This window comes from Streptomyces sp. SKN60 (assembly GCF_026236535.1).
Taxonomy (GTDB): Bacteria; Actinomycetota; Actinomycetes; order Streptomycetales; family Streptomycetaceae; genus Streptomyces.
In genome coordinates this window covers 251,963-276,372 of sequence record NZ_JAHTMW010000011.1, presented here as the reverse complement: position 1 = coordinate 276,372, position 24,410 = coordinate 251,963, and the positions used below count along the sequence as shown (strand labels likewise).

Sequence of the window (24,410 nt, the reverse complement as noted above, 5' to 3'; positions counted from 1 at the left end):
ATGAAGCGCTTCGATCATGCGAGCCCATCAATCCTGCGTGAAATGTACACCGACCCTAGCCCCAGCCTGGCGCGTTGTCCAGCTCTGAGTTGAAGCGCTTCGATGCCCGGCCGGGCAGAGGGAGGGGGCCTCCGTTCAGCCGTCGAGGGGCTCGTGGTCGAACCAGTCGAAGTGGACGGTGCCTTCCGCGGCGTACATGCCGATGACCCGGCCCGTGAAGCCGCCGGCGACCTCGGTCGACAGGTAGCGGCCGTCGAGGGTCGCGAGCTCTGTGAACGTGCCGTCGGGCTGCTCGACGCCGAGGGAGACGACGTCGGGTCCCGTGCGCGGTCCGTGCGGAGTCGGCTGTTCCGTGATCGTGACGGCGAGGACCACCGGCCCGGCGGGCACGGACCGCGTGGCCACGACCGTGCGCAGGGAGCCGACGCGCGCGATGGCCCGTACCTCCGTGCCGGACACCTCGATCGCGTAGTGGTGCCGCTCGTCGAGCCGGACGGCGAGGCCGCCGTCCCCCTCCGCGGCATCGACCAGAGTGCGGGCCCGGCACGCGAGGTGCTGCTGGCGCCGGCCGGTGAACACCACGTCGGGCTCGTCCAGGGATCCTCCGCGCGCGCGGAGGGTCAGCCAGCCGGGGCGCTCCTTGGTGGTGCAGTGTTCGGCCGGCCGGTCGCGCAGGGAGATCCAGGACGGTCGCAGTTCGGCGAGGTCGAAGTCGTCCCGCTGCTCCTCGACAGGGCCGGGGGAGAGCGGCCACGGGAGCTCGGGCAGGTCCAGGGCGACCTCGCCGACGACCGGCCATCCGTCCACCCAGGTCACGGGGGCCAGGAAGGTCTCCCGGCCGAGCACGTGCCAGCCCGGCGTGCCGCCGCCGGGCCGGACGCCGAGCAGCACCATCCACCAGGAGCCGTCGGGGCCCTGGACCAGGTCGGCGTGCCCGGTGTTCTGGACGGGGTGGTCGGTGCCGCGGTGGGTGAGGATCGGGTTGGCCGGGCACGGCTCGAACGGGCCGGCAGGCGTAGGGCCGCGGGCGATCGAGACACCGTGGCCGCGCTCGGTGCCGCCCTCGGCGATGAGGAGGTACCAGTGGTCGCCGATCCGGTACAGGTGCGGCGCCTCCGGGGCCTTGGCGCCGGGCCCGCCGGACCAGAGCCGGTGCGGTGTTCCGTACGTCTGTCCGGTGGCCGGGTCGAGACGGACCTGCGAGACCCCGGCGACCGTGCACCAGCAGGTGCCGTCCTCCTCCCAGACCAGGTCGGGGTCGATTCCGGGGACGCCCGGCGCCCAGATGGGGTCCGACCACGGTCCGGCCGGGTCGGTGGCCGTGACGATCAGGTTGCCGCCGCCCTCGCTGCAGTTGGTGACGATCAGCCAGAAGCGGCCGTCGTGGTGGCGCAGGGTGGGGGCGTAGATCCCGCCGGAGGACGGCATGGAGGTGGGCAGACGCAGTTGGTCCGGCCGGTCCAGGGCGTTGCCGATCTGCCTCCAGTGCACCAGGTCGCGGCTGTGGAAGAGGGGTACGCCGGGGAAGTACTCGAAGCTGGAGCAGGCCAGGTAGTAGTCGTCGCCGACGCGGCAGACGCTGGGGTCGGGGTGGAAGCCGGGGATCACGGGGTTGGTGAAGCGTTGGTCCGGCCGGCGCGGTGGTGTCACCCGAGGGGTCCTCTCGTCGATTCGTGCGGGAGTCGTGGCGTGGTCGGGGTGGTTCAGGGAGCGCCGGGGTCCGTGGGGGTGATGCGGAGCAGGACGGCGGACGGCGCGGTGGGCAGGGTCAGGCTCAGCTCGGCCGTGTCGGGCACCCAGGCGGAATCGGCCCGGCTGACCGAGGGATAGAGCAGGTCGACACGGGCGGGGGTGTCCCGCAGGTGGGGCAGGTGCAGCGTCGCCGTGGCGTCGGTCCCTGGGCGGCGCCAGGCCGTGAGGTAGGTGGTGGCGGGCGTGCGCATGGCCAGGGCGATCCAGGGGTCGTCCCAGGCGGGAAGGCCCAGTGGCCAGGACGGCACGGCCTGCGGCAGATCGGCGCGGATGGCCTTGTACACCGCCACCGCCTCGTGGACCAGGGCGCGGGCCTCCCGCTCGAGTTCCGGAATGCGGCCGGAGAGATGGATCCGGCCGAGCAGCGCGTTGGCCATGGTGAACGCCACCTCGTCGAGGGAGTCCTCCGGCTGGGGGTACGCCCAGACGGCACCCTGTTCGGGGGTGACGGCGGTGGGCGCGGAGGCCGCGATGGGCGCGTAGAGGTGGAGGTTCTGCTGGTCGCTGGTGGACTGCAGTTGCAGCCGGGAGAGCATGGCGTCGTCCCAGCGCATGCCGCCGGAGGCGCAGTTCTCCACCACCAGGTGCGGGTGCCGGTCGAGGACGCCGTCGAGCCAGTCGAGGTGCGCCCGGTTGTGGCCGAGCAGGCCGTCGCCCGGGGTCTCGCCGGGGTGGGCGCTGGTGCCGGACCCGGGGTCGATGTTGTGGTCGAGCTTGAGGTAGCCGACGCCCCACTCGCCGACCAGGCGGTCCACGACCTGGTCCAGGTGGGCACGGGCGGCCGGGTGGCGCAGGTCCAGGTGGTGCCGGCCGGTCTCCGTGACGCGGGCGCCGTCGCGGCGGAAGAACGCCTCGTCGGGCAGGGACTTGGCCATGGGGCTGTGGACGCCGACGACTTCCGGCTCCAGCCACAGACCGGGAACCATGCCGCGTCGGCGGATGTGGTCCAGTACCTCGTGGATCCCCTTCTCGCCGGGGAAGCGTGCGGCGGCCGGCTCCCAGGCACCGACGCTGGTCCACCAGCCGCCGTCACCGTCGTCGTACCAGCCCGCGTCGATGACGAAGTGCTCGGCGCCGGCTTCGGCCGCCGCGTCGATCAGCGGCAGCAGCTTGTCGGTGGTGGGGTCGCCCATCAGGCAGTTCATGTAGTCGTTGAAGATGACGGGCAGGCGCTGGTGGTCGGCATGAGGGCGGCGCTGGGCGCGGCGGTAGCGGGTCAGCGCGGCGAACGCGGAGTCGGGGCCGCCGTCGGCGCCGAAGGCCAGCGCGGCCGGTACGGTGCGGAAGACGGCGCCGGGTTCCAGGGGGTGCCGCCAGCCGTGGTGGGTGTCGGTCGGCCCGAACAGTGCGGCGTAGGCCGCCTCGTCGTGCTCTTGGCACTCCCAGCGCCAGCCCCCGCCGTTGTGCTCGATCTGCCACACCCAACTGCGGCCGGTGCGCCGGTCCGTCAGGCCGCCCATGGGCAGGTGTCCGCAACTGGACCAGGTGCCCTGTCCGTTCAGGGCGAGGCCCGCCTTGCCGTGGCCGTACGTCGCGCGTCCACTGACGCCGGGTGTGGTCCGGCGCATCGGCTGTCGCTGCCAGCGGCACTCGGCGAGCCAGTCGTTGTCCGCCCACAGCAGGTCGGCGGCGTCGACGGCCGCCGGGTCCCGTGGGGTGAGGCAGCCCACCGCGAGCGAGCTGACCGACTCCAGGTGCAAGGTGGTCCGCCCTTCGTTGCGCAGGGTCACTTCGCCGCGGAGCACGGGGATGCCGTCCGGTGACCGGTAGGTCACCTCCGCGACCAGCCCGGTTTCCGGGTCGTGGAGATGCACGGTCAGGGTGTGCCAGTCGCCGTCGCGGGCCGCGAAGTGGGCCCGGTGGCGCAGCCGTCCGCCGAGAGCGGTCCCGATCAGGCGGCTGCCCGACCAGTGGCGGCCGTGACCCGCGGCCGTCACCTCCACCAGGGGGAGGGATGCGCCGGGGACGCTCTGCGCTTCGCCGGGCAGTCCGAGGTGCGTCAGGCGCGGGCTGCCGTCGTCGTCGAGGACGAGCTCGAGGTGAAGGGCCTCGTGCCCCCAGTGGAAGGTCCCCTGTTCCTTGGTCATGGCGGCCCCATTCGAGGTCAGTGCCGGACGGTTCCTCGGGTTGAAGCGCTTCCCTGGACCTGAGCCCGGATGGGACTCAGATCCAGGGAACGGGGGGTCATCCGGCGGTCAGGGTGGTCCACTTCTGGTTGGAGCCGCCGTGGCAGTCCCACAGCTGGAGCTGCGTGCCGTCGGCGGTGGAGGCGGCAGGGACGTCGAGGCAGCGGCCGGAGGCGGGGTTGCGGTAGCCGCCGTTGTAGGGCTGCCAGACCTGGTTGGCGCCGCCGTGGCAGGCCCAGAGGTGCACCTTGGTTCCGTTGGCGGTGCCCCAGCCGGCGGCGTCGAGGCACTTGCCCAGGGAGCGCAGGGTGCCGTCGGTGTAGGCGGACCAGATCTGGTGGGCACCGTCGCCGCAGCTCCAGGTCTGGACGGCGGTCCCGTCGGCGGTGCCGGCGCCGTTGACGTCGAGGCACTTGCCGGCGATGCCGGACTGTACGCGCGCGGGTGCGGGGGCGGGGTTCCTCAGCCACCCGGCGCTGTCCGCGGCCTGGATGCCGCGGTGGAAGGCGTCGGCCATCTTCCGGTAGCCGGAGTCGTTGGGATGCAGGGGGTCGGCCAGGTCGGCCGTGGCGGTCAGGGCGCTCATGTCGACGAATGCGACGCGCTTGCCCGCGGCCTGCGCCTCGCGGACGATCTGGGGGATGGCCTGGTTGTACGCGCCCCGGTGCTGCTCCTCGGAGCTGCTGGTGGACACGACCAGGGAGGCGACGAGGACGGTCGCGTCGGGGACGTCGGCGGTGATCTGGTCGACCAGCGACTTCAGCCGGGCGATCGCGGTGTTGGCCTCGGAGGCCCCTTGGAGGTCGTTGGTGCCGATGTGCAGCGTCACGACGTTGGGCCGGTAGCGGGTCAGCGCGGCGTCGGCGAGGGCGGCGATCTGGTCGATGCGGTATCCGGAGTGGCCTTCGTTGTCGGGGTCGGACATCGAACCGCCCCGCAACGTGCCGACGAAGTCCAGTGGATGGCCGTCCGCCGCAAGCCTGTCCCACAGCGGGGCCCGGTAGCCGTTGCCCGTGGTGCTTCCCACGCCCCAGGTTATCGAGTCGCCCAACGGCATGACGCGCAAGGGCGTGTTGGAGGCGGCGGAGGCGGGGGCGGCACCTGTCGCTGTCACCCCGAGCACGACGGCGACAAGCGTGATCAGGTGGAGAAGCCAGGACTTTCTCATGCGGGTGTCCTCTTCTGAGAGTGATGCTCATGAACGGGACTGAGCGCCGTTCCGTCAGCGGCCCGGCCGTGGCGCCTTCGCGCCGGCGTCGGCGGCCGCCTGGAGACGAACGGCAGAACGGCGCGTGGGGGAGGGGGAGAGGCCCCTGTTGCTGCCGGCGGCGCCAGGTCCGGACGGAAGCGCCGCCATGAGTGTGGTCACACCGTTGGCGTGGTCGGCGGTGAGCTGCTGGCTCTGCAGGCCGGCGTCGCCGGACGGGGAAGGGAGTGACCTGTTGAAGTCTGTTCGGTTCCGTCGCAGGACAGTAGACACGCGGCATGTTCTCGTCAAGAGTCGCCAGGTACCTACATCCCGCGCCCGTGTCGGAATCGTGCCGGGGTGGTCCCGCACGCGTCGGTGAAGACTCGGTAGAAACGGCTGACCGAACCGAAACCGGCGGCCGTGGCCACCTGGCTCGCGGGAAGGTCGGTGGTCACCAGCAACCGGCGTGCTTCGGCGAGCCGGTACAGCTTCACGTAGTCGCCGATCGTGGTACGCACGACCTTGCGGAACTGGGTCATGGCGTAGGTCGGGTGGACATGCGCCGCCGCGGCGACGTCCGCGACGGTGATCGGCTCGCGGAAGTGCTGTGCGATGTACCGCGCCATGGACGCCGCCTGGCGCAGGGCCGGTTCGTCACTGGCGGGTCGATGTGCGGGATCGCCGACCGTGGCGAGCGCCAGACGTCGGACGCGCGCCTGTATCTCCAGCATCGCGATGCGGTGCAGTTCGTCGTCGTCCGCGGCCAGATCCGCGGCCCACTGCGTGAACTTCGCCGGATCGCTCGCGTCGGCACGGGCTGTGTGAGTGATCATCGGCACGCCCGAGAGCACACGGGCGAGGAGTGGTTGGGGCAGCCCCCAGGCGAGGAACCGGTCGAAGGGCACATGCAGCCAGTGGACGCGCGTCGCCTGGCTCGCCACCAACTGGTGCGGGATCGCGGCCCAGAACACGGCGAGGCCGCCCACCGCGACTTCGAGGAGTTCGCCGCCGTAGAGATAGAGCATCGACCCACCGCCGGCCACGAAGTTGATCTCCAGGTCGTCGTGCCGGTGCGCTGCCGCCATCAGCGTCGGGCGTCCGGACCAGCCGCGCAGGTACGAGGGTTCGTCGACCAGAGCACCCTGAGGATCCAAGAAGTTCTCGCTTCGAAACGGTGCAGACATCGCGGGTACTCGGATCCTATCGTCGTGGAGCAGTGCCGGAGCCCGCACCGTCATGCGACCGGCACCAGCTCGCACCCACTCCTCCGCTCCCGATGGAGATTTCGCGTGTTCTCACTCGGCATCGTCGGCGCCGGCCAGTTCGCCGGTTCGTTCGCCAAACTCTGGCGCCTGCACCCGGACGTCGGTGACATCAAGGTCACCGACCTGCTCCCGGAGCGCGCCGAGCAACTCGTCACCGAGCATGACCTCGCCGGCACGTTCCCCTCGTTCGAGGACATGCTCGACTCCGATCTCGACGCCATCGCGCTCTTCACCCAGCGCTGGACCCACGGCCCCCTCGCCGTGCAGGCGCTGCGTGCGGGCAAGGACGTCTACAGTGCGGTCCCCATGGGCGTGACCGAGGCCGAGATCGCGGACATCATCGCAGCGGCCGAGGAGACCGGCCGGATCTACATGATGGGCGAGACGAGCTACTACCACCCGGCGACCGTCTACGCGCGCGCCCAGATCGCCGCGGGAGCGTTCGGCCGGATCTTCTACGCGGAAGGCGACTACGTCCACGACATGGACTGGGGTTTCTACGACGCGTACAAGTACAGCGGCGGTGAGGACTGGAAGTCCACCGCCAGCTACCCGCCGCTGCTCTACCCCACGCACTCGATCGGCGGAGTCCTCGGCGCCTGGCAGACCCACGCCGTGAGCGTCTCGGCGATCGGCGTTCGGGACGAGCGCGGCGACGGCGTGTTCGATCGCGAGATCAGCCAGTTCGACAACGACTTCTCCAACGCGACCGCGCTGTTCGAAGTCGCGGGTGGCGGCAGCTTCCGCACGAACGAGTTCCGCAGGGTCGGATACATCGGCAAGGAGTCACGCTTCCGCTACTTCGGCACGGAGGCCGTCCTCGAACAACTCGGTTCGGTCAGCCTGTGGCAGGACAAGAAGGGCGAGCACGACGTCACCGCGCACCTGCAGCCCGCACCCACCCTCGCACCGGACGACCCGGCGCTCTCCCACGTCGCCCCGGAACTGCGCGACGCCTTCGCCTCCGGTACCGCACCCGTCCACGACCGCTCCCGACTCCCGCGCGAGTTCGCGCACGCACCCAACGGCCACGAGGGCAGCCACCACTTCCTCGCCGACGACTTCGCCACCGCGGTCACGACACGAACGCCTCCACCGCTGCACGCGTGGACCGCCGCCCGCTATACCCTCCCCGGCATCATCGCCCACCAGTCCGCCCTTCAGGCCGGCGTGCGCCTCCCCATCCCCGACCACGGAGACGGACCCCGCATCACGTGAGCGCCTGAGCGCACCAGATCGTCTTGCCGTTGGTGGTGTGCCGGGTGCCCCACCCCTGAGTGAGCTGGGCGACGAGCAGCAGGCCCCGGCCACCCTCGTCGAAGGCGCGGGCTCGGCGCAGGTGCGGAGCGGTGTTGCTTCCGTCGAAGACCTCGCAGATCAGGGAGGTATCGCGAATCAGCCGCAGCCTGATCGGCGGCGCGCCGTATCTGATGGCGTTGGTGACCAGCTCGCTGACGACCAGTTCGGTGACGAACGACGCCTCCTCCAGACCCCATGCGTCCACCTGGTCGACGGCGAACTTCCTGGCGCGCGGCACCTGTGCGGGGTCGGGCTCTACGGCCAGGTCGGCGACGTGGCGGGGATCCAGCGCGTGCGTACGAGCGAGCAGCAGGGCCGCGTCGTCGGTGCGGCGTTCCGGGAGCATGGCGTCCATCACCGTGTCGCACAGGGCCTCCAGGGAGGTGGCCGAGTGGTTCAGGGCTCGCAGCAGTTCGGCGATCCGCTGGTCGACGTCGCGCTCGCGGCTTTCTACCAGTCCGTCGGTGTAGAGGGCGAGCAGACTGCCCTCGGGCAGCTCGAGCTCGGTGGCCTCGAAAGGCAGCCCGCCGATGCCGAGCGGCGGACCCGGGTGTGCGGGTACCGGTGTCCTGGTGCCGTCCGGGGAGATGATCAGCGGCAGCGGATGGCCGGCGCTCGCCAGCGTGAAGCGCCGGGAGACAGGGTCGTAAACGGTGTACAGGCAGGTGGCGCCGGACTCGCCGGTCGGCTCGAAGCGGCCGGCGGGCTGGAGTTCGCCGGCGAGGTGGAGGACCAGGTCGTCCAGGTGGGTCAGCAGCTCGTCCGGCGGCAGGTCGACATCGGCGAGCGTGCGGACCGCGGTGCGCAGCCGGCCCATGCCGGCCGAGGCGTGCAGGCCGTGGCCGACGACGTCGCCGACGACCAGGGCGACCCGGGCGCCGGACAGCGGAACGACGTCGAACCAGTCACCGCCCACTTCCGCGCCGGTCCCGGCGGGCAGGTAGCGGGATGCCGCCTCGACCGCCTTCTGGTCCGGTAGCCCCTGCGGCAGCAGGCTGCGTTGCAGGGTCAGCGCGGTCGTGCGTTCGCGCGAGTACCGGCGGGCGTTGTCGATGGCGACGGCGGCTTTGGCGGTCATCTCCTCGGCGAGGATCAGGTCGTCGGCGGTGAAGGCCTCGGGCCGGTCGAGGCGGGAGAAGACGACGACACCGAGCAGCGCGCCGCGGGCCCGGAGCGGCACGGTGATCCGGCCGGTCAGCCCGTCTGCGGCGATGGACCCTTCGATCAACGGGTTGCCCGGTGGCCAGTGGGCCGGGTCGGCGGCGAGCCCGGGCCCGAAGGCCCATTCGCCGCCCTCGCCGGGCTGAGCGGCGAGCTCGACCGTGGACCTGCCGGTGGCCATGCAGCGGGCGGCGACGGAACCGGGAGGGTGGCTGACCGGCGTCGCGGGCCCGGGCGCCCGGTCGGTGTCCTCCTTCGCGCTGTGCTGGGCGGCACGGCTGAGCGTGATCGTGTCGCCGGAGGTGAACGCGGACGCGGAGGGCGGTTCCTCCCCGCGCAGCACCTCGTCGAAGAGGTCTACGGTGACGAGGTCGGCGAATCCCGGCACCGGGGTCGTGGCCAGTTCCTGGGCGGTGCCGATCACGTCGAGTGTCAGGCCGATGCCGCCGCTGGCCTTGTTGAGGATGAGCAGGCGTTGCCGAGCCCAGTACTCGGCGCTCATGTCGAATCCCCAGTTGGCGACCGCGCGGACCTTGCCCTCGGCGTCTCGGACGGGCCACATGCTGGTGGCCCAGGCGTTGGCGTAGTTGCTGCCGAGCGGGCGGAAGACGGTGATGAGGCGTGCGGGCTCGCCCGTCCTCGCCACCTCGGAGAGCCGGTCGGTGTATGCCATGTCGTCCAGTTCGGGGAACAGCTCGCGGTACTTCTCGCCGAGCACCTGCTCCTCGGAGTGCGCCATCACCCGGCACGCGGAGGCATTGACCCACAGAAACCGCAGCTCAGGGTCGTAGACGCCCAGAGCGAAGGGGCACTGTTCGAAGGCCCGGTCGGCGATCACGGGGCGGCGTCCCCACGGCTGGACGGTCACCACGCGGCCCAGCACGCGGCCGTCCGCGCCGCGCAGCGGATGGGTCGTCAGCACGGCGTCCACCGTGGAACCGTCCCGGTGCCTCAGCGGGACGACTCCCGTGGGGTCGGAGCCGATGCCGAGATTTTCGGGAAGGCCGGATGGGCGATCGGCCCACAGGTCGGTCACGGGCCGCCCCACGGTCTCCTCCGCCGTCCAGCCCAGCAGCAGCCGCCCGCCCTCGCTCCAACCACTCACCTTGCCGTCCGGGTCGACCACGACAGCGGCAGTCGGGCCGTCCCGCTTGGCAGCCATCTCCACGCGCCACGCCTCCGTCCGGACAGCGGTGCTCGCCAGGACCGGTTTCCAGCGGCTGGTTCCAGCCTAGGTCCGCGCCGTCTGGCGCGCCGACTCGGTCACGGTAGGTACCGCATGGTCAACAGCGCGTGGCCGGTGTCCTTTGCCGTTCGGCGATCTACTGGGCCGCGCTGTCGCGCGGTGCGGGACCGGCGGAACGGATGCCGCGAGGTGACGCCCCGAGTTCACGGCGGCAGGCCTTGTTGAACGCCTGGAGGTCGGGGATGCCGACCGAGGCGGCGACGGCGGGGATGGAGAGCGTGGTGGCCCGCAGGAAATGGCGTGCGCGTTCCATCCGGCGGGCCCGGATGTAGCCGACGACGGTTTCCCCGGTGGCCGCGCGGAAGAGCCGGGTCAGGTGGTTGTGGGAAACGCCGGCCGCCTTCGCGATCTCCGGCACCGACAGGGACTCCGTCAGCCGCGTCTCGATCAGGGCCGTCGCGGCCGCCACCGCAGGATGAACGGCCCGGGCGCTCTGCTCCCGCGGCGGGGTGAGCCGGGCGATCCGCCACAGGGCGGCCCACACCTCGGCGGTGGCCCGGGCCGGGGTGTTCGGCCAGGCGGCCAGTGCCTGCCGCAACTGTGCGGTGAGCAGGTCGAGCTCGGGTCCGGTGTGCTGGATCACGGGAATGCTGTGGGGTGTTCCCGCCGAACCCAGCCGGAGGTGGGCGTAGAGGTGCTCGGAGCGGCCCCGGTAGCGGTAACGCACCTCGGTTCCGGGCGGTACGAGGCTGACCCGCCCGGGGCGGATCGCGTGCTCGGTGCCGTCGACCGTCAAGTCGGCGTCGTAGCCGTACAGATGGAGCTGCCACATGTCCGGCAGCGAGAACACGTCCACCTGGCCGGCCGGACCGTGCACGCCGATGCCGAGGGCGGCGAGAGTGGGAGGCTCGTCGAGAGGGGCGAGGACCGTCTGCATGGTCACGTGTTCTACCCACGGCGGACGCGGCCACTCCTGGGGGCGCGGTCGTCGATGCACGTGGCGGACGGCACGGTGAAAATCGACCAGTGGAGGGTGAACGCGGCCCACGCGGTGCGCGGCGGGCCGGACCTAGCGTGGCCGTCATGGAGAACAGCCAAGAACTGCTGAACTCGGTTCAGATGGCGCGCTTCGTGGCGCGCGGGTCACTGCGGCTTGACGCGGTGGTGCCGGCGGAGATGAACGCCGAGGGCCTGGCGGTACTGGCGGGCGGGGTGCCGCCGGTGCCGTACGGGACGCCGCTGTCCGACGCGTACGCGGAGGGCTCCTTCGTCCGCAGGCTGCTGGAACTGCCCCAGGTGGCAGGGGCCCTGCGCAGCCTGGTCGGCCCGGAGCCGTGGGTGGACCACCACTTCGTGCATACCCGCGAGCCGCACGGCGGCGCCGCGCAGCCGCTGCACGGGGACGCCATCATCGACGTCCGGCCGGACGCCTTCGACGTCCAGTTGATGTACTACCCGCAGACCGTGACGCTGGAGATGGGCGGAACGCTCAGCGTGCCGGGCAGCCATCTGCGGCGGATCAACGAGTCGGACACCGGCCGCTACCAGAACCTGCGCGGCCAGGACCGGTTGGTCTGCCCGGCCGGCACGGTGGTGCTTCTGCACCACGGCATCTGGCACGGGGGCCGGCGCAACGACAGCGACATCCTCCGCTACATGTTCAAGATCCGCTTCAATCCCCGGGTGCGTCAACGCCGTCTGTGGGACACCTCGGATCTCCATGACCCGCGGGTGACCGCGGAGCTGGACGCGATGTTCCCGTGGTACGAGGGAGCGACCGGCCGGCTGGAGCGGTACAACCGCATCCTGCTGTGGCGGGAGCTGACCGGTGACGACGGCTTCGACCTCGACCACTGGGTGACCAGGGTCTCCAACCGTCCGAAGGGGACCGTGGCATGACGACCGAAGCGATCCCGCCCGCGCCGGCGGACACCAAAGACGCCACCGCCGCCCCGATGCTGCGGCAGCAGGTGCTCGTGCTGTACCTGGCGAGCTCGGCGCTGGACTCCCATGTCGTCGGCTGGTCGCGCTACGACGGCACCGGCCGCACCTCGCCCACCACGGGTGACAGCGACGAGCCGCCGTACGAGTCGGGGGTGGCCGCGCTGCAGGACGGATGGCGACTGTTCCAGGCCGCCCAGCTGATCCCGCCGTACCCGGGTCACGAGTACGACGTCTCCTTCCTCAAGCACGAGTTCTTCTTCGAACGGGTCGTCGACGTGCGGGCGCAGACCGGGTCCTGACGTCGAATCGCTTGACTCGGCAAGGGAGGGCGGCGGGGTGGTTTCGCGGGAGTCGGGAGAGTTGACGGGGGAGTACTTTCTCTGCGGCTTTCATTGACAGGTCGTGGAGGTGAATGGGACGGTCGAAGCGCTTCGATGAACGCCACCGTAACCAGCTCGCCTGAGGGGTTTCCACGTGAGTTCCGCGCCCGCGTCCGCATCCGAGCCGCCCGATTTCCGTGATCCCGCCCTGCCACTGCAGAAGCGCGTCGACGACCTGCTCTCACGGCTCAGGCCCGAAGAGCGGATCGCGATGCTGCACCAGTACGTGCCGGCCGTCCCTCGGCTCGGCCTCGCTGCCTTCCGTACGGGCAGCGAGGCCCTGCACGGGGTCTCCTGGCTGGGGGTGGCGACGGTCTTCCCGCAGGCCGTCGGCCTCGGCGCCACCTGGGACGAGGACCTGGTGCGCCGGGTCGCCGAGGCCGTCTCGGTCGAGCTTCGGGCCTTCCACCACCACCGCCGGCCCGCCACCGGCGGCTCTCACAGCCTGCAGGCCTGGGCGCCCGTCCTGAACCTGCTGCGCGACCCGCGCTGGGGACGCAACGAGGAGGGCTACTCCGAGGACCCGGTGCACACCGCCCGGCTCGGCGAGGCGTACTGCCGGGGCCTGGCCGGCGACCATCCGACCTACCTGCGGGCGGCTCCCGTTCTCAAGCACTTCCTCGCCTACAACAACGAGGACGACCGCTGCACCACCTCCTCCGGGCTGCGCCCGCGCGTCCTCCACGAGTACGACCTGGCCGCCTTCCGGCCCGTCGTCGCCTCCGGCGCCGCGACCGGAGCCATGGCCGCGTACAACCTGGTCAACGGCCGCCCCTGCCACATCAGCCCGCTGATCGAGACCGAGCTGCGCCGCTGGGCGCGGCCCACCGGACACGAGCTGTTCGTGGTCAGCGACGCCGAGGCCCCCTCCAACCTGGTCGACCCGGAGCACTACTTCGACGACCACGCCGCGTCCCACGCCGCCGCCCTCAAGGCGGGCATCGACAGCTTCACCGACCACGACGAGGACAGCGCCACGCCGGTCGGCCGACTGCGCGAGGCGCTGGAGCGCGGCCTGATGGACCAGGCCGACGTGGACCGCGCGGTGCGTCGCCAGCTCGAACTCCGCTTCCGTCTCGCCGAGTTCGACCCGGACCTCGACCCGTACGCCGGGATCGGACCGGAGGCGATCGACTGCCCCGAGCACCGCGCCCTGGCGCGGCACGCGGCGACCGAGTCGGTGGTACTGCTCAAGAACGACGGCCTGCTGCCGTTGGACCCGGCGCGGACACCCAGGATCGCCGTCATCGGCCCACTCGCCGACACGCTGTGCGAGGACTGGTACAGCGGCACCATGCCCTACCAGGTGACCGTCGCCGACGGCCTCGACGCCGCATTCGACACCGCACTCGGCGCCCACGGCGGCGAGGTGGTCCGGGTGGAGGGCGCCGACCGTATCGCGCTGCGCTCCCGCACCACCGGTGAACTCCTCGGCAGGACCGCCTTCGACGTGACCGGCTGGGGCCGCGGCATGCTGACCCTCCGCGCCGCCGACACCGGTCACTACCTGAGCCTCAAGGACGACGCCACCGTGGCGGCCGACCAGAAGACGCTCAAGAACTGGTTCGTCAAGGAGACCTTCCTCCTCGAACCGGCCGGGCAGGACTCGGTGCTGCTGCGCTCCGTGCTCACCGGCCGCTACGCCGCCGTGGATCCGGCCGACGGCCGCGTCACCGTGACCGCCGGAGCCCCGGACTCCGCCGAACGCTGGGAACGAGAGCTGCTGCGCGACGGCGCGGCCGAGGCCCGGGCAGCCGCCGAGGCGGCCGACGCGGCGGTCGTCGTCCTCGGCAACCACCCCATGATCAACGGCCGTGAGACCGAGGACCGCGCGGACACCGCCCTGCCCGCGACGCAGGAGGAGCTGCTCCGCACGGTCGCGGCCGTGCGCCCGGAGACGGCGCTCGTGGTGATGAGCAGCTACCCGTACGCCGTCGACTGGGCCGACGAGCACCTGCCCGCCGTGGTGTGGACCTCCCACGGCGGGCAGGAGACGGGCCACGCGCTGGCCGCCGTGCTCCTCGGCGACGCCGAGCCCGCCGGCCGACTGCCGCAGACCTGGTACCGGGGCGACGACCCGCTGCCCGCCCCGCTCGACTACGACATCATCAAGGCGGGCTGGACCTACCAGTACCACCGGGCCGCGCCCCTCTACCCCTTCGGCCACGGCCTGTCGTACACCGACTTCTCCTACCGCGACCTGCGGCTGTCGCGGTCGTCGACCGGCCAGGACGGCGCGGTCGACATCACGGTGACCCTGGCCAACAGCGGTGCCCGGGCCGGCAGCGAGGTGGTGCAGCTCTACGTCCGGGCGCTGGACGCCCGTCACGAGGCGCCCGGACTGCGCCTGGCCGACTTCCGCAAGGTGCGCCTGGAGCCAGGGGGGAGCCGCGAGGTGACGTTCCGGCTGCCCGCCGAACGGCTCGCCCACTGGGATGTCGCCACCTCCGCCTTCACCGTCGATCCCGGCGGTTACGAGATCATCGTCGCCCGCTCCGCCGACCACCCGGTCCTCACCGCACCGCTGACGGTGACCGGGACGGCCCCGGCGCCCCGGATCGTCCTGGAACGGCGCACCCTGGCGGTCGACTTCGACGACTACGCGGACGTCACCCTCGTCGACACCACCCGGACCGACGGTGACGCGGTCACGCCCACCGACCCCGCTCGGCCCGGGACGCTTCTCTTCCACGGCGTCGACCTCTCCGGGGCCGTCCGGATCGAGGCCGAGACCGCCCGCGAGGACGCCGGACCCGGCGAGGCGCGGCTGGTCGTCCGGGCAGGCGACCAGGTCCTTGCCGAGCTCGACGTCCCCCTCACCGGCGACCGCTACGCATGGCAGACCGTCACGGGCGAACTGGCCACCCCGCCCGAGGGCGTCCACGACCTGCGCCTGACCCTGCACGGCGACTTCCGCCTCTCCGCCTTCCGCTTCGGCAGCCCTGGCGGAGCCGACTGACCGCTCGCGCCCGCCCCGTAAGCCGGCGGCCCGTCCGACGGAGGGGAGGACGGGCCGCCACTCCCTTGCCCAGCCGTGCCCCGGACCCGCGAGGGCGCGTGGTCCCGATGCCACACGAACCCCCGCCACCTCGTCCACACTCCGACCGGAAGAAGCCCCCATGCCGCTCACCGACCTCGGGACCGACGGCCTCGTCGGCTACCGGCCGCAGCTGACCGCTCCGAACGACTTCGACGCGTTCTGGCGCCGCACCCTCGCCGAAGCCCGGTCCCACGACGGGACGATCAAGGTCGAACGGGTCACTTCCGCGCACCTGCTGCACACCGTCGAAGTCGACGACGTGCGCTTCCCCGGCTGGAACGGCGAGCCGGTGGCCGCCTGGCTCCTGCGCCCGCGCGGAACGGAAGGACCGCTGCCGGTCGTCGTCACGTACATCGGCTACAGCGGCGGCCGTGGTCTGCCCGCCGACCACCTGTTCTGGTCCGCCGCCGGCTACGCCCAGCTCGTCGTCGACAGCCGGGGCCAGGGCCACGACACCCCGGACCGGACAGCGGGCGACGGCACGCAGTGGGCCGGGGGGTTCATGACCCGAGGCATCGACTCCCCCGAGAACTACTACTACCGGCGGCTGATCACCGACTGCGTGCGCGCCGTGGACGCCGTCGCCGAGCTGCCCGGCCTCGACCCGGGCAGGATCGTGGTGGCCGGCGGCAGCCAGGGCGGCGGCCTGGCCCTCGCCGTCGCCGGGCTCGCCGGGGACCGCGTGGCCGCGGCGCTGCCGGACGTCCCGTTCCTGTGCCACTTCCGCCGGGCCGTACAGATCACCGGGGAAGGCCCGTACCCGGAGATCGCCGAGTACCTGCGCCGGCACAGCCGCGACCGTGTGGAGCGGACCTTCACCACCCTCGACTACTTCGACGGCGTCCACTTCGCCCAACGGGCCACCGCACCGGGGCTGTTCAGCGTCGCCCTGATGGACCCGATCTGCCCGCCCTCCACGGTCTACGCCGCCTACAACCACTACCGGGGCGAGGACCGCACCATGACCGTCTGGCCCTTCGGCGACCACGGCGGCGGCTACGGCTCCAACCCGCCCGTCCAGCTGTCCTGGCTGCGCGAGCGTGGTCTCACCCCGGAGCTCTGACCGCCGCGTGCGCACCTCGGTGGGGAAGGCCCGGGACCGATCGGGCCCCGGTCCACCCTCTCCGTCCACCCCAGGAGCCGCAGAATGAAGCCGCTCACCACACCCTCAGGACCCGCGACCCCCGCCCGACGCAGAGCCCTCGCGTCCGTGGCCGTCCTCCTGGCCACCCTGGCCGCGACCCTGGTGCCCGCCGCCTCGTCACAGGCCGCGGACACCACCGTCACCGTCGATTTCTCCGCCACCGGGGGCGCCCCCACGTACCGTGCCTCGGGCACCCTCTACGGGATGGCCGAGGACGGCTCGCTGCCCCAGGAGCACTTCTACAAGGACATCAAGTGGACGTTCATGCGGGCCGGCGGCGCCCAGCTGGACAGCCCGGGAGGGTGGGTCGCCGGCAAGTACGACCGCCGGTGGAACTCCACCGTCGCCCAGTACAGGAGCACCAAGGCGCTGGGCGGCACCTTCGTGATCCTGCCGCACGACCTGTGGGGCGCCGACGGGACCACCTCGCCCACCTTCCCCGGTGACAACGGCGACTGGTCCCGCTTCGACGCCTTCTACGACCGGCTGCTCGCCGACGCGAAGGCAGCCGGCATGACCGACATCCAGTGGGACATCTGGAACGAGCCCGACTACTCCTCATTCTGGGACCGGCCGCAGGCCCAGTACCTGGAGATGTGGAAGCGGGCCCACCAGCGGATCCGGGCCGCCTTCCCGGGCGCCGCCATCGTCGGGGCCAGCACCGCCGGCAAGCCCTCCGCGGACTGGGGCGGCCCCTGGTGGAACACGTACCTGGACTACGTGAAGGCCAACAACGTCGAACCCGACATCTACAGCTGGCACGACCTGCCGGGTGACCCGGTCGCCGACGCCAACGCCGTCAACTCCAAGCTGGCGGCACGGTCGATGACCACGAGCCGTCCGTTCCAGGTCAACGAGTACGCCGCCAACACCGAGCAGAACCCCGGCCGCGGCGGCTGGTACATCTCCCGTCTGGAGCGCGCCGGGGCGGACGGCATGCGCGCCAACTGGGCGTGGGGCGCCAACCTGCACGACTTCGCGGCGAACCTGCTCACCAGGAACGGCGGTCGGTATCTGCCACTGGGCGAGTGGTTCCTGTACCGGTACTACGGCTCGCAGACCGGCAACATCGTGCACCTCACGCCCGGTACGAACACCGACGGGGTGGCGACGAAGGACGACTCCGCGCGCAACGCCAAGATCCTGCTGGGCAGCAACGGCAACACCGGCGATGTCACCGTCGACCTCAACCGTCTCGACACCACGTCGGTGGTGGAGAACGGCCGGGTGCGCGCGATCGTCCAGCGCATACCGAACAACGGCGGCGGCGCGGTGACGGGGCCGGTGACGGTCTCCGACCGGACGCTGACCGTCAGCGGCAACTCGGCTTCGGTGATCGTGCCGTGGACGGATGCCGCGGACGGCTACACCGTCACTTTGCTGGCCCCCAGTGGACCGGCGACCCGGCGACCGATCTGACCTGGAAGAAGAGCCAGATCTGGCGCCTGCGGGGCCTGGCCTGACCTGTCCCCTTGAGCACGCGGGCTCCCCGGTACGGCTGGGAGCCCCACCTGGGCCGGCCGTACTGCCTGGCCGGCCTGACGCCGCAGGAGCGGGGACCCTATCCCACACCGCCCGCTCCTGTCAGTCCGTAACCTTCCGGATTCTCCGCGGGGGAGGGACGGCGCTACCTTCCGAACCGCCCGTCACGGGCGGCCGGAACGGCCGGCGCCACGCTTCCCCTCTCCCCCTGGAGGTCACGTTGACCGCGCAGCAGCCTTCGCGCAGGAACATCCTCAAGTCCGCCGGCGGGCTCACCGCCGCCCTGGCCCTCGGCGCCGGCGGCGTCCTCGCCGCCGCCCCCACGGCCGCGGCGGCCGGTGACGGCTTCGGGCTGCGGATCGTCGAGCGCAACGAGGGCGACCCCCGCATGTGGTACTACCGCTTCCAGACCGACGCCATCGGCTGGAACCCGGCCGTCAACGTCCTGCTGCCGGACGACTACCACTGGAGCGGCCGCACCTACCCCGTCCTCTATCTGCTGCACGGCGGCCTGGAGGACTTCATCACCTTCGACGCCCACCACAACATCCGGGGCCTGACCGCCGGCAAGGGCCTCATCGTCGTGATGCCCGACGGCGGCCGCGCCGGCTGGTACTCCAACCCGGTCAGCTCGGCCGTCGGCCCCCGCAACTGGGAGCACTTCCACATGTCCCAGCTGCTGCCGTGGGTCGAGGCGAACTTCCGCACCTACGCGGAGTACGACGGGCGAGCCGTCTCCGGCTTCTCCATGGGCGGCTTCGGCGCGCTGAAGTACACGGCCAAGTACTACGGGCACTTCGCCTCCGTCAGCGCCCACTCCGGCCCGGCCAGCCTGCGCGGCTTCAACGGTGCGGTCACCCACTGGGCGAACCTGTCCTCGGCCGCCGTGGAGCTCGGCGGCGGCAGCGTCTACGGCATGCCGTTCTGGGACGAGGCGCGGGTCAGCGCCGACAACCCGATCCAGCGCATCGAGAGCTACCGCAACAAGCGGGTCTTCCTGGTGGCCGGCACCAGCCCCGAGGACATCCAGGGCTACGCCAACGAGACCGTGGTGCTCGACACCCAGCGGGAGTTCAAGGCCAACCTCGACCGCGTGGGCATCCGTCACGAGTCGTACGAGGTGCCCGGCGGCCACTTCGTCCGCGGCGACCTGCTCGAACGGGACATCAACGGCGTCATCGACCGCCTCCGCAAGGCCTGACGGGGGGCATCACGTGTTGTCCGCCCTTCGCCGGCGCGCGCTGCGCGCCCTGCTCGCCGCGAGCGCGAGCGCGACCGCGGCCCTGGCCCCGGGACTGATCGTCGCTTCCCCGGCCGTCGCACAGACCCCCGGGCAGGCCCTGGGCTCCGCCACCGCCTGCCCGGCCGCCGGCCCCGTCACCCAGCACTACCACAGCGGCCACAACGGCGTGGACATCGGCGGCGCCTACGGGGCGCCGATCTACGCCGTGGGCGACGGCGTGGTGACCATCTCCGGGTACGACGACTCCGGCTACGGGCAGTGGATCCGCATCCAGCACCCGGACGGAAAGATCTCCGAGTACGGGCACATGTACCAGCGGGACGTGTTCGAGGGCGACCACGTCGTCGCCGGCCAGCAGATCGCTCTGATCGGCTCCGAGGGCAACTCGACCGGCCCGCACCTCCACCTCCGGATCTGGGGCGACTCGTCCGCCTCGTACGGCATCGACCCCGAGCCGTACCTCGCCGAGGGCGGCGTGGAGCTGCCCTGCGTGCCCGGCAGCGGGCCGCGGCCCACGCCGCTCGTCCACCCCGTGGAGTCGGGCCGGGTGGTGTCGGCGCGTTCGGCGGACGGGCGGCTTGAGGTGTTCGCGGCGGGTGCGGACGGGATTCATCACGCGTGGCAGACGGCGGTGAACGGTGCCTGGTCGGAGTGGGAGCCGCTCGGTGGTCCGGGTGGTGCGGAGCTGGCGATCGGGCCGAACGCGGACGGGCGCCTCGAACTCTTCGCGATCAACGGGAACGTCTTCCAGCATCGGTACCAGTTGCAGCCTTCCGGCGGTTGGTCGGGCTGGGAGGACTTCGGTGGCGGCGGCAAGGACATCGCCGTCGGCGCGAACGGCGACGGACGGCTTGAGGTCTTCGCCTCGGGGCCGGTCGGTGTCTTCCACCGGTACCAGTTGCAGCCTTCCGGCGGTTGGGCGGGCTGGGAGTCCGCCGGCGGCGGTCCGGCGAACAGCCGGGTCGAGATGGAGAAGGCCCCGGACGGGCGACTTGAGGTCTTCGCGCTGAACGGAGACTCCTTCCAGCACCTCTACCAGACGGCTGTGAACGGCGGCTGGTCGGCGTGGGAGGACTTCGGCGGTGGAGGCCGCGATCTGACGGTCGATCACAATCAGGACGGGCGGCTTGAGGTCTTCGCGTCCGGCCCGGTCGGCGTGTTCCACAAGTACCAGACGAGCCCCACGAGCTGGTCGGGATGGGAAGGCACGGGCGGCCCGGCCGACGCGCAGCTGAGCAGCCAGCGGACGGCCGACGAGCGGGTCGAGGTGTTCGCGATCAACGGCAGCGTGGCCCAGCACCTCTGGCAGACCGGCGTCAACGCGCCCTACGGCTCCTGGGAGTCCTTCGGCACCGGCGGCACGGAGGTCACCGCCACGGCGAACGACGACGGCCGCATCGAGGTGTTCGGCACCAGCCATGCGGGCGTCTTCCACAAGTGGCAGACCGGATTCGCCAGCTGGTCCGAATGGGGCTGGCTGAACAACAGCGCCGGCCCCGCGGTCGATTGAGGAGAGGACATCAGATGGCCAGCACGCAGAGCGCCGCCCGAAGAGCGCCCCGTAACGTCGTCCTGTCGGCGTTCGTCTCGTTGCTCCTCGCCGCGGGAGTGCTCGCCGGCGCCTCGCCCGCGTACGCCGCCCCGAGCGATCTGTGCGCCCGGGTCGGCTACGAAGCGGGCTTCCGGGGCGACGCCCTGGTGACCGCGGTCGCCGTCGCCCTCGCCGAGTCCAGCTGCGACCCGTCGGCGACCAACACGTACAACAACACGCCCCCGTCCCGCGACCGGGGACTGTGGCAGATCAACGACTACTGGCACCCCGAGGTCGACGACGCCTGCGCCTACGACGCCCAGTGCAACGCGAACGCGGCGTACGAGATCTCCAACGGCGGCACCAACTGGCAGCCCTGGTCCACCTACAACGCGGGCCACCACCTGCGGCACCTGGACGAGGCGCGGGCCGCCGCCGACCGCCTCGGCCACCACGAGCCCGGACCCGCGCCCCTGGTGTATCCGGCGGAGTCGGGCCGGGTGGTGTCGGCGCGTTCGGCGGACGGGCGGCTTGAGGTGTTCGCGGCGGGTGCGGACGGGATTCATCACGCGTGGCAGACGGCGGTGAACGGTGCCTGGTCGGAGTGGGAGCCGCTGGGCGGTCCGGGTGGTGCGGAGCTGGCGATCGGGCCGAACGCGGACGGGCGCCTGGAGCTGTTCGCGATCAACGGGAACGTCTTCCAGCACCGTTACCAGCTGCAGCCTTCCGGCGGTTGGTCGGGCTGGGAGGACTTCGGTGGCGGCGGCAAGGACATCGCCGTCGGCGCCAATGCCGACGGACGGCTCGAAGTCTTCGCGTCCGGACCCGTGGGCGTCTTCCACAAGTACCAGACCGCGCCCAGCAGCGGCTGGTCCGACTGGGAGTCCGCCGGCGGCGGACCCGCGAACAGCCGGGTCGAGATCGAGAAGGCCCCGGACGGGCGACTCGAGGTCTTCGCGCTGAACGGAGACTCCTTCCAGCACCTCTACCAGACGGCTGTGAACGGCGGCTGGTCGGCGTGGGAGGACTTCGGCGGCGGTGGCCGCGACCTGACGGTCGATCACAATCAGGACGGGCGGCTTGAGGTCTTCGCGTCCGGCCCGGTCGGCGTCTTCCACAAGTACCAGACCAGTGCCACCGGTTGGTCCGGCTGGGAGTCCACCGGCGGCCCCGCCGACGCGCAGCTCACCAGCGAGCGCTCTCCCGACGGCCGGGTCGAGGTGTTCGCGATCAACGGCAGCGTGGCCCAGCACCTCTGGCAGACCGGCGTCAACGCGCCCTACGGCTCCTGGGAGTCCTTCGGCACCGGCGGCACGGAGGTCACCGCCGCCACCAACGCCGACGGCCGCATCGAGGTGCTCGGGACCAGTCACGCGGGCGTCTTCCACAAGTGGCAGACCGGATTCTCCAGCTGGTCCGAATGGGGCTGGCTCAACACGACCTCCGGTCCCGCCGTCGACTGACCCCCGCCTCCCTCCGGAGAACAGAGAACAGCCATGCGCCCCCTCAGCAGGCGGACCCTGCTGCGGACGGCCGGAGCGGGAGCCCTCGTGCTCCCGCTCCCGGCCCGTACCGCCACCGCGACCGCCGCCACCCCCGCCCCGGCCGACACGCCCCACCAGTGGATCGCCGCCGGCCCCTTCACCCACGTCCACGACCCGTCCACGCCGGACCGCCGCCGCTACCTCAACGACCACACCCTCGTCCGCGCGGGCGACCGCTGGCACCTCTTCGGCATCACCGGCGACACCGCACCGCCCGGCCGGGCCCCCGACAGCGCCGCCGAGACCGCCTTCGCCCACGCCTCCGCGCCCACCCCGTACGGGCCGTGGACCAGCCACCCCGACGCGCTCACCGTCGACCCGGCGTACCACGGCGAGGAACACCTCTGGGCGCCGCACGTCATCGAGGCGGGCGGCACCTACTGGATGTTCTACGCGGCCGGCGGGCGCACCGGCGCGGCGATCAACCTCGCCACCTCCACCGATCTGTTCACCTGGACCCGGGTCCCGACAGGCCCGCTGTTCCGGGGCACCGCCGCCCGCGACCCCATGGTCCTGCGCGTCGGCACGGAATGGGTCATGTACTACACGGAGCTCTCGGCCCCCGACGGCCGCCACCTCGTCTGCCACCGCCGCTCCACCGACCTGCGCCACTGGAGCGCACCCGGCACCGCCTTCGCCGACGCGACCACCGCCGCCGACGGCGTCTCCGTCACCGAATCGCCCTTCGTCGTCGCCCGGGACGGCTGGCACTACCTCTTCCTCGGCCCGCGCGGCGGCTACGAGGGCACCGACGTCCTCGCCTCCCGCGACCCCCTCCGCTTCACCCTCGACGGCTACGCCGGACACGTCCCCGGGCACGCCGTCGAGGTGGTCGCCGACGGCGCCGAGACCCACGCGAGCGCCGCCGGCTGGTTCGAACACGGCCTCCACCTCGCCCCGCTGCGCTGGCAGGACACCCCGCCGACCTGGCAGAGCCCCGACAACCCGGCCGCCGCCCTCGACGTACAGGACCGGCTCACCCTGTTCGCCCTCGACGCCGCCGACCGCTCGATGCTGCGCCGCGTCCAGCTCGACCCCGCCACCGACACCTGGTCGGACTGGGAGCCCTTCGGCGGACCCGCCGGGGCCGTGCCCACCCTCGGCCGCACCACCGACGGACGCCTGGAGGTGTTCTCGCTCGCCCCCGGCGGCGCCCACCTGCACCACCGGGTGCAGCGGCCGGACGGCGGCTGGTACGACTGGGAGGAGTTCGGCGGCCCGGCCGGCGCCGCGCCCGCCGTCGCCCGCGACGCCCTCGGACGCCTGGAGGCGTTCGCGCTCGCCCCGGGCGGCACCCTGATCGCCCGCCGCCGCCAGTCCTCGCCCGGCTCCCTCGGCTGGGACCCGTGGGACGCGGGCTTCGGCGGCCCAGCGGGCGCCCCGCCCGTGGTCGCCGCCAACGCCGACGGGCGCCTCGAAGCCTTCGTCCTCGCCCCCGGCGGTACGGCGCTGCTCCACCGCTGGCAGGAGTCGCCCGGCGGCACCTGGTCGGCCTGGAACACCTTCGGCATCGCCGCCGGCGCCGCGCCCCGGGTCGCCCGCGACGGCAGCGGCCGGCTGACCGTCACCGCGATCGCCCCCTCCGGAACGGGCGCCTTCCACCGCCGCCAGTCGGTGCCCAGCGGCGGCTGGGACGCCTGGCAGCCGCTGCTCGGCTGGTCCGACGGCGCCCCAATGCTCGTACCGAGCGCCGACGGGCGCCTCGAAGCCCTCGCCCTCGCCCCCGGCGGCGAACGCCTCGCCCACCGCTGGCAGACCGCCCCCGGCGGCGGCTGGGACCCGGGCGGCACCTTCGGCGAGGACTTCGGCGAACCGGGCGTCGCCCTCGCCGCGACACCGTCGGCCGCCGCCGACACCACCGGCCCGATCCATGTCTTCGCCGTCACCGCCGACGGACGGATCCGCACCCGCGTCCAGGAACGGCCCTCCGGCGGCTGGCTGCCCTGGACCGGCTTCGGCGACCGGCGCCTCGCGCCCCTGCGCTCGGGAGCCGCCGCGCCCTGACCCGAAACCGGGCACACCACCACCCCGCGCCCCCACCGCCCCGCGTGCGCCGCCGAAGTGGCCGATGCCACGCGGTGAATCTCCGTGCGCAGGCGGTAACGTTCGCCGTGTTCGGACAAC

General features: G+C 72.1%; 16 protein-coding genes. 10 read left to right on the top strand and 6 right to left on the bottom strand.

Annotated elements, in window-relative coordinates:
* Positions 1–135 precede the first annotated feature (135 nt).
* The 4 genes from KV205_RS20620 to KV205_RS20605 form a co-directional block, all read right to left on the bottom strand.
* A complete protein-coding gene (locus KV205_RS20620; RefSeq protein WP_265865931.1) occupies positions 136–1,650 on the bottom strand; it encodes a glycoside hydrolase family 43 protein in 1,515 nt (504 codons plus the stop codon).
* 53 nt (positions 1,651–1,703) lie between these two features.
* The gene (locus tag KV205_RS20615; RefSeq protein ID WP_265865930.1) at positions 1,704–3,839 is read right to left on the bottom strand and encodes an alpha-galactosidase; all 2,136 of its coding nucleotides are present in this window, start codon (positions 3,837–3,839) and stop codon (positions 1,704–1,706) included.
* A 97-nt stretch (positions 3,840–3,936) separates the two neighbouring features.
* Positions 3,937–5,046: a ricin-type beta-trefoil lectin domain protein gene (locus KV205_RS20610; protein WP_265865929.1), complete on the bottom strand. Its 1,110-nt coding sequence runs from the start codon at positions 5,044–5,046 to the stop codon at positions 3,937–3,939.
* Positions 5,047–5,390: 344 nt separating this feature from the next.
* Positions 5,391–6,251, bottom strand: coding sequence for a helix-turn-helix domain-containing protein (locus KV205_RS20605; protein WP_265865928.1), 861 nt, complete (start codon positions 6,249–6,251; stop codon positions 5,391–5,393).
* Between the two features lie 105 nt (positions 6,252–6,356).
* On the opposite strand from KV205_RS20605, the gene KV205_RS20600 reads away from it, so the two are divergent.
* Positions 6,357–7,550 carry a Gfo/Idh/MocA family protein gene (locus tag KV205_RS20600; protein WP_265865927.1) on the top strand — a complete coding sequence of 398 codons (1,194 nt, stop codon included), beginning with the start codon at positions 6,357–6,359 and terminating at the stop codon, positions 7,548–7,550.
* Here the strand turns inward: KV205_RS20600 and KV205_RS20595 are convergent.
* Positions 7,543–9,954: a SpoIIE family protein phosphatase gene (locus KV205_RS20595; RefSeq protein ID WP_265865969.1), complete on the bottom strand. Its 2,412-nt coding sequence runs from the start codon at positions 9,952–9,954 to the stop codon at positions 7,543–7,545. The two genes, KV205_RS20600 and KV205_RS20595, sit on opposite strands and share 8 nt — an antisense overlap.
* A 160-nt stretch (positions 9,955–10,114) precedes the next feature.
* Positions 10,115–10,915, bottom strand: a complete 801-nt coding sequence (locus KV205_RS20590) for a helix-turn-helix domain-containing protein (protein WP_265865968.1) — start codon at positions 10,913–10,915, stop codon at positions 10,115–10,117.
* Positions 10,916–11,061: 146 nt separating this feature from the next.
* Here KV205_RS20590 and KV205_RS20585 point away from each other — a divergent pair, with 146 nt between their 5' ends.
* The 9 genes from KV205_RS20585 (at position 11,062) to KV205_RS20545 (ending at position 24,290) form a co-directional block, all read left to right on the top strand.
* Positions 11,062–11,877, top strand: coding sequence for a phytanoyl-CoA dioxygenase family protein (locus KV205_RS20585; RefSeq protein WP_265865926.1), 816 nt, complete (start codon positions 11,062–11,064; stop codon positions 11,875–11,877).
* Positions 11,878–11,933: 56 nt separating this feature from the next.
* Positions 11,934–12,221, top strand: a complete 288-nt coding sequence (locus KV205_RS20580) for a hypothetical protein (protein WP_265865967.1) — start codon at positions 11,934–11,936, stop codon at positions 12,219–12,221.
* A 175-nt stretch (positions 12,222–12,396) separates the two neighbouring features.
* A complete protein-coding gene (locus KV205_RS20575) occupies positions 12,397–15,261 on the top strand; it encodes a glycoside hydrolase family 3 protein (protein WP_265865925.1) in 2,865 nt (954 codons plus the stop codon).
* Between the two features lie 160 nt (positions 15,262–15,421).
* Positions 15,422–16,405, top strand: coding sequence for an acetylxylan esterase (locus tag KV205_RS20570; protein WP_265865923.1), 984 nt, complete (start codon positions 15,422–15,424; stop codon positions 16,403–16,405).
* Between the two features lie 84 nt (positions 16,406–16,489).
* Entirely contained in the window at positions 16,490–17,905 is a 1,416-nt protein-coding gene (locus KV205_RS20565) for a beta-xylosidase (protein ID WP_265865922.1), read from the top strand.
* Positions 17,906–18,188: 283 nt separating this feature from the next.
* Positions 18,189–19,169 (top strand): alpha/beta hydrolase-fold protein, encoded by a 981-nt coding sequence (locus KV205_RS20560; RefSeq protein ID WP_265865921.1) that lies wholly within the window; start codon positions 18,189–18,191, stop codon positions 19,167–19,169.
* Between the two features lie 13 nt (positions 19,170–19,182).
* Entirely contained in the window at positions 19,183–20,721 is a 1,539-nt protein-coding gene (locus KV205_RS20555; RefSeq protein ID WP_265865920.1) for a peptidoglycan DD-metalloendopeptidase family protein, read from the top strand.
* Between the two features lie 14 nt (positions 20,722–20,735).
* Positions 20,736–22,205, top strand: a complete 1,470-nt coding sequence (locus KV205_RS20550) for a hypothetical protein (protein WP_265865919.1) — start codon at positions 20,736–20,738, stop codon at positions 22,203–22,205.
* 33 nt (positions 22,206–22,238) lie between these two features.
* Positions 22,239–24,290, top strand: a complete 2,052-nt coding sequence (locus KV205_RS20545; RefSeq protein ID WP_265865917.1) for a family 43 glycosylhydrolase — start codon at positions 22,239–22,241, stop codon at positions 24,288–24,290.
* The last annotated feature ends 120 nt before the right edge of the window (positions 24,291–24,410 follow it).

What these genes read in the sequence shown, in the direction of transcription:
- KV205_RS20615 (WP_265865930.1), bottom strand. Translation starts at nt 3,839, where the DNA reads ATGACCAAGGAACAGGGGACCTTCCACTGGGGGCACGAGGCCCTTCAC.
- KV205_RS20610 (WP_265865929.1), bottom strand. Translation starts at nt 5,046, where the DNA reads ATGAGAAAGTCCTGGCTTCTCCACCTGATCACGCTTGTCGCCGTCGTG.
- KV205_RS20605 (WP_265865928.1), bottom strand. Translation starts at nt 6,251, where the DNA reads ATGTCTGCACCGTTTCGAAGCGAGAACTTCTTGGATCCTCAGGGTGCT.
- KV205_RS20595 (WP_265865969.1), bottom strand. Translation starts at nt 9,954, where the DNA reads ATGGCTGCCAAGCGGGACGGCCCGACTGCCGCTGTCGTGGTCGACCCG.
- KV205_RS20590 (WP_265865968.1), bottom strand. Translation starts at nt 10,915, where the DNA reads ATGCAGACGGTCCTCGCCCCTCTCGACGAGCCTCCCACTCTCGCCGCC.
- KV205_RS20585 (WP_265865926.1), top strand. Translation starts at nt 11,062, where the DNA reads ATGGAGAACAGCCAAGAACTGCTGAACTCGGTTCAGATGGCGCGCTTC.
- KV205_RS20580 (WP_265865967.1), top strand. Translation starts at nt 11,934, where the DNA reads ATGCTGCGGCAGCAGGTGCTCGTGCTGTACCTGGCGAGCTCGGCGCTG.
- KV205_RS20570 (WP_265865923.1), top strand. Translation starts at nt 15,422, where the DNA reads ATGCCGCTCACCGACCTCGGGACCGACGGCCTCGTCGGCTACCGGCCG.
- KV205_RS20565 (WP_265865922.1), top strand. Translation starts at nt 16,490, where the DNA reads ATGAAGCCGCTCACCACACCCTCAGGACCCGCGACCCCCGCCCGACGC.
- KV205_RS20550 (WP_265865919.1), top strand. Translation starts at nt 20,736, where the DNA reads ATGGCCAGCACGCAGAGCGCCGCCCGAAGAGCGCCCCGTAACGTCGTC.
- KV205_RS20545 (WP_265865917.1), top strand. Translation starts at nt 22,239, where the DNA reads ATGCGCCCCCTCAGCAGGCGGACCCTGCTGCGGACGGCCGGAGCGGGA.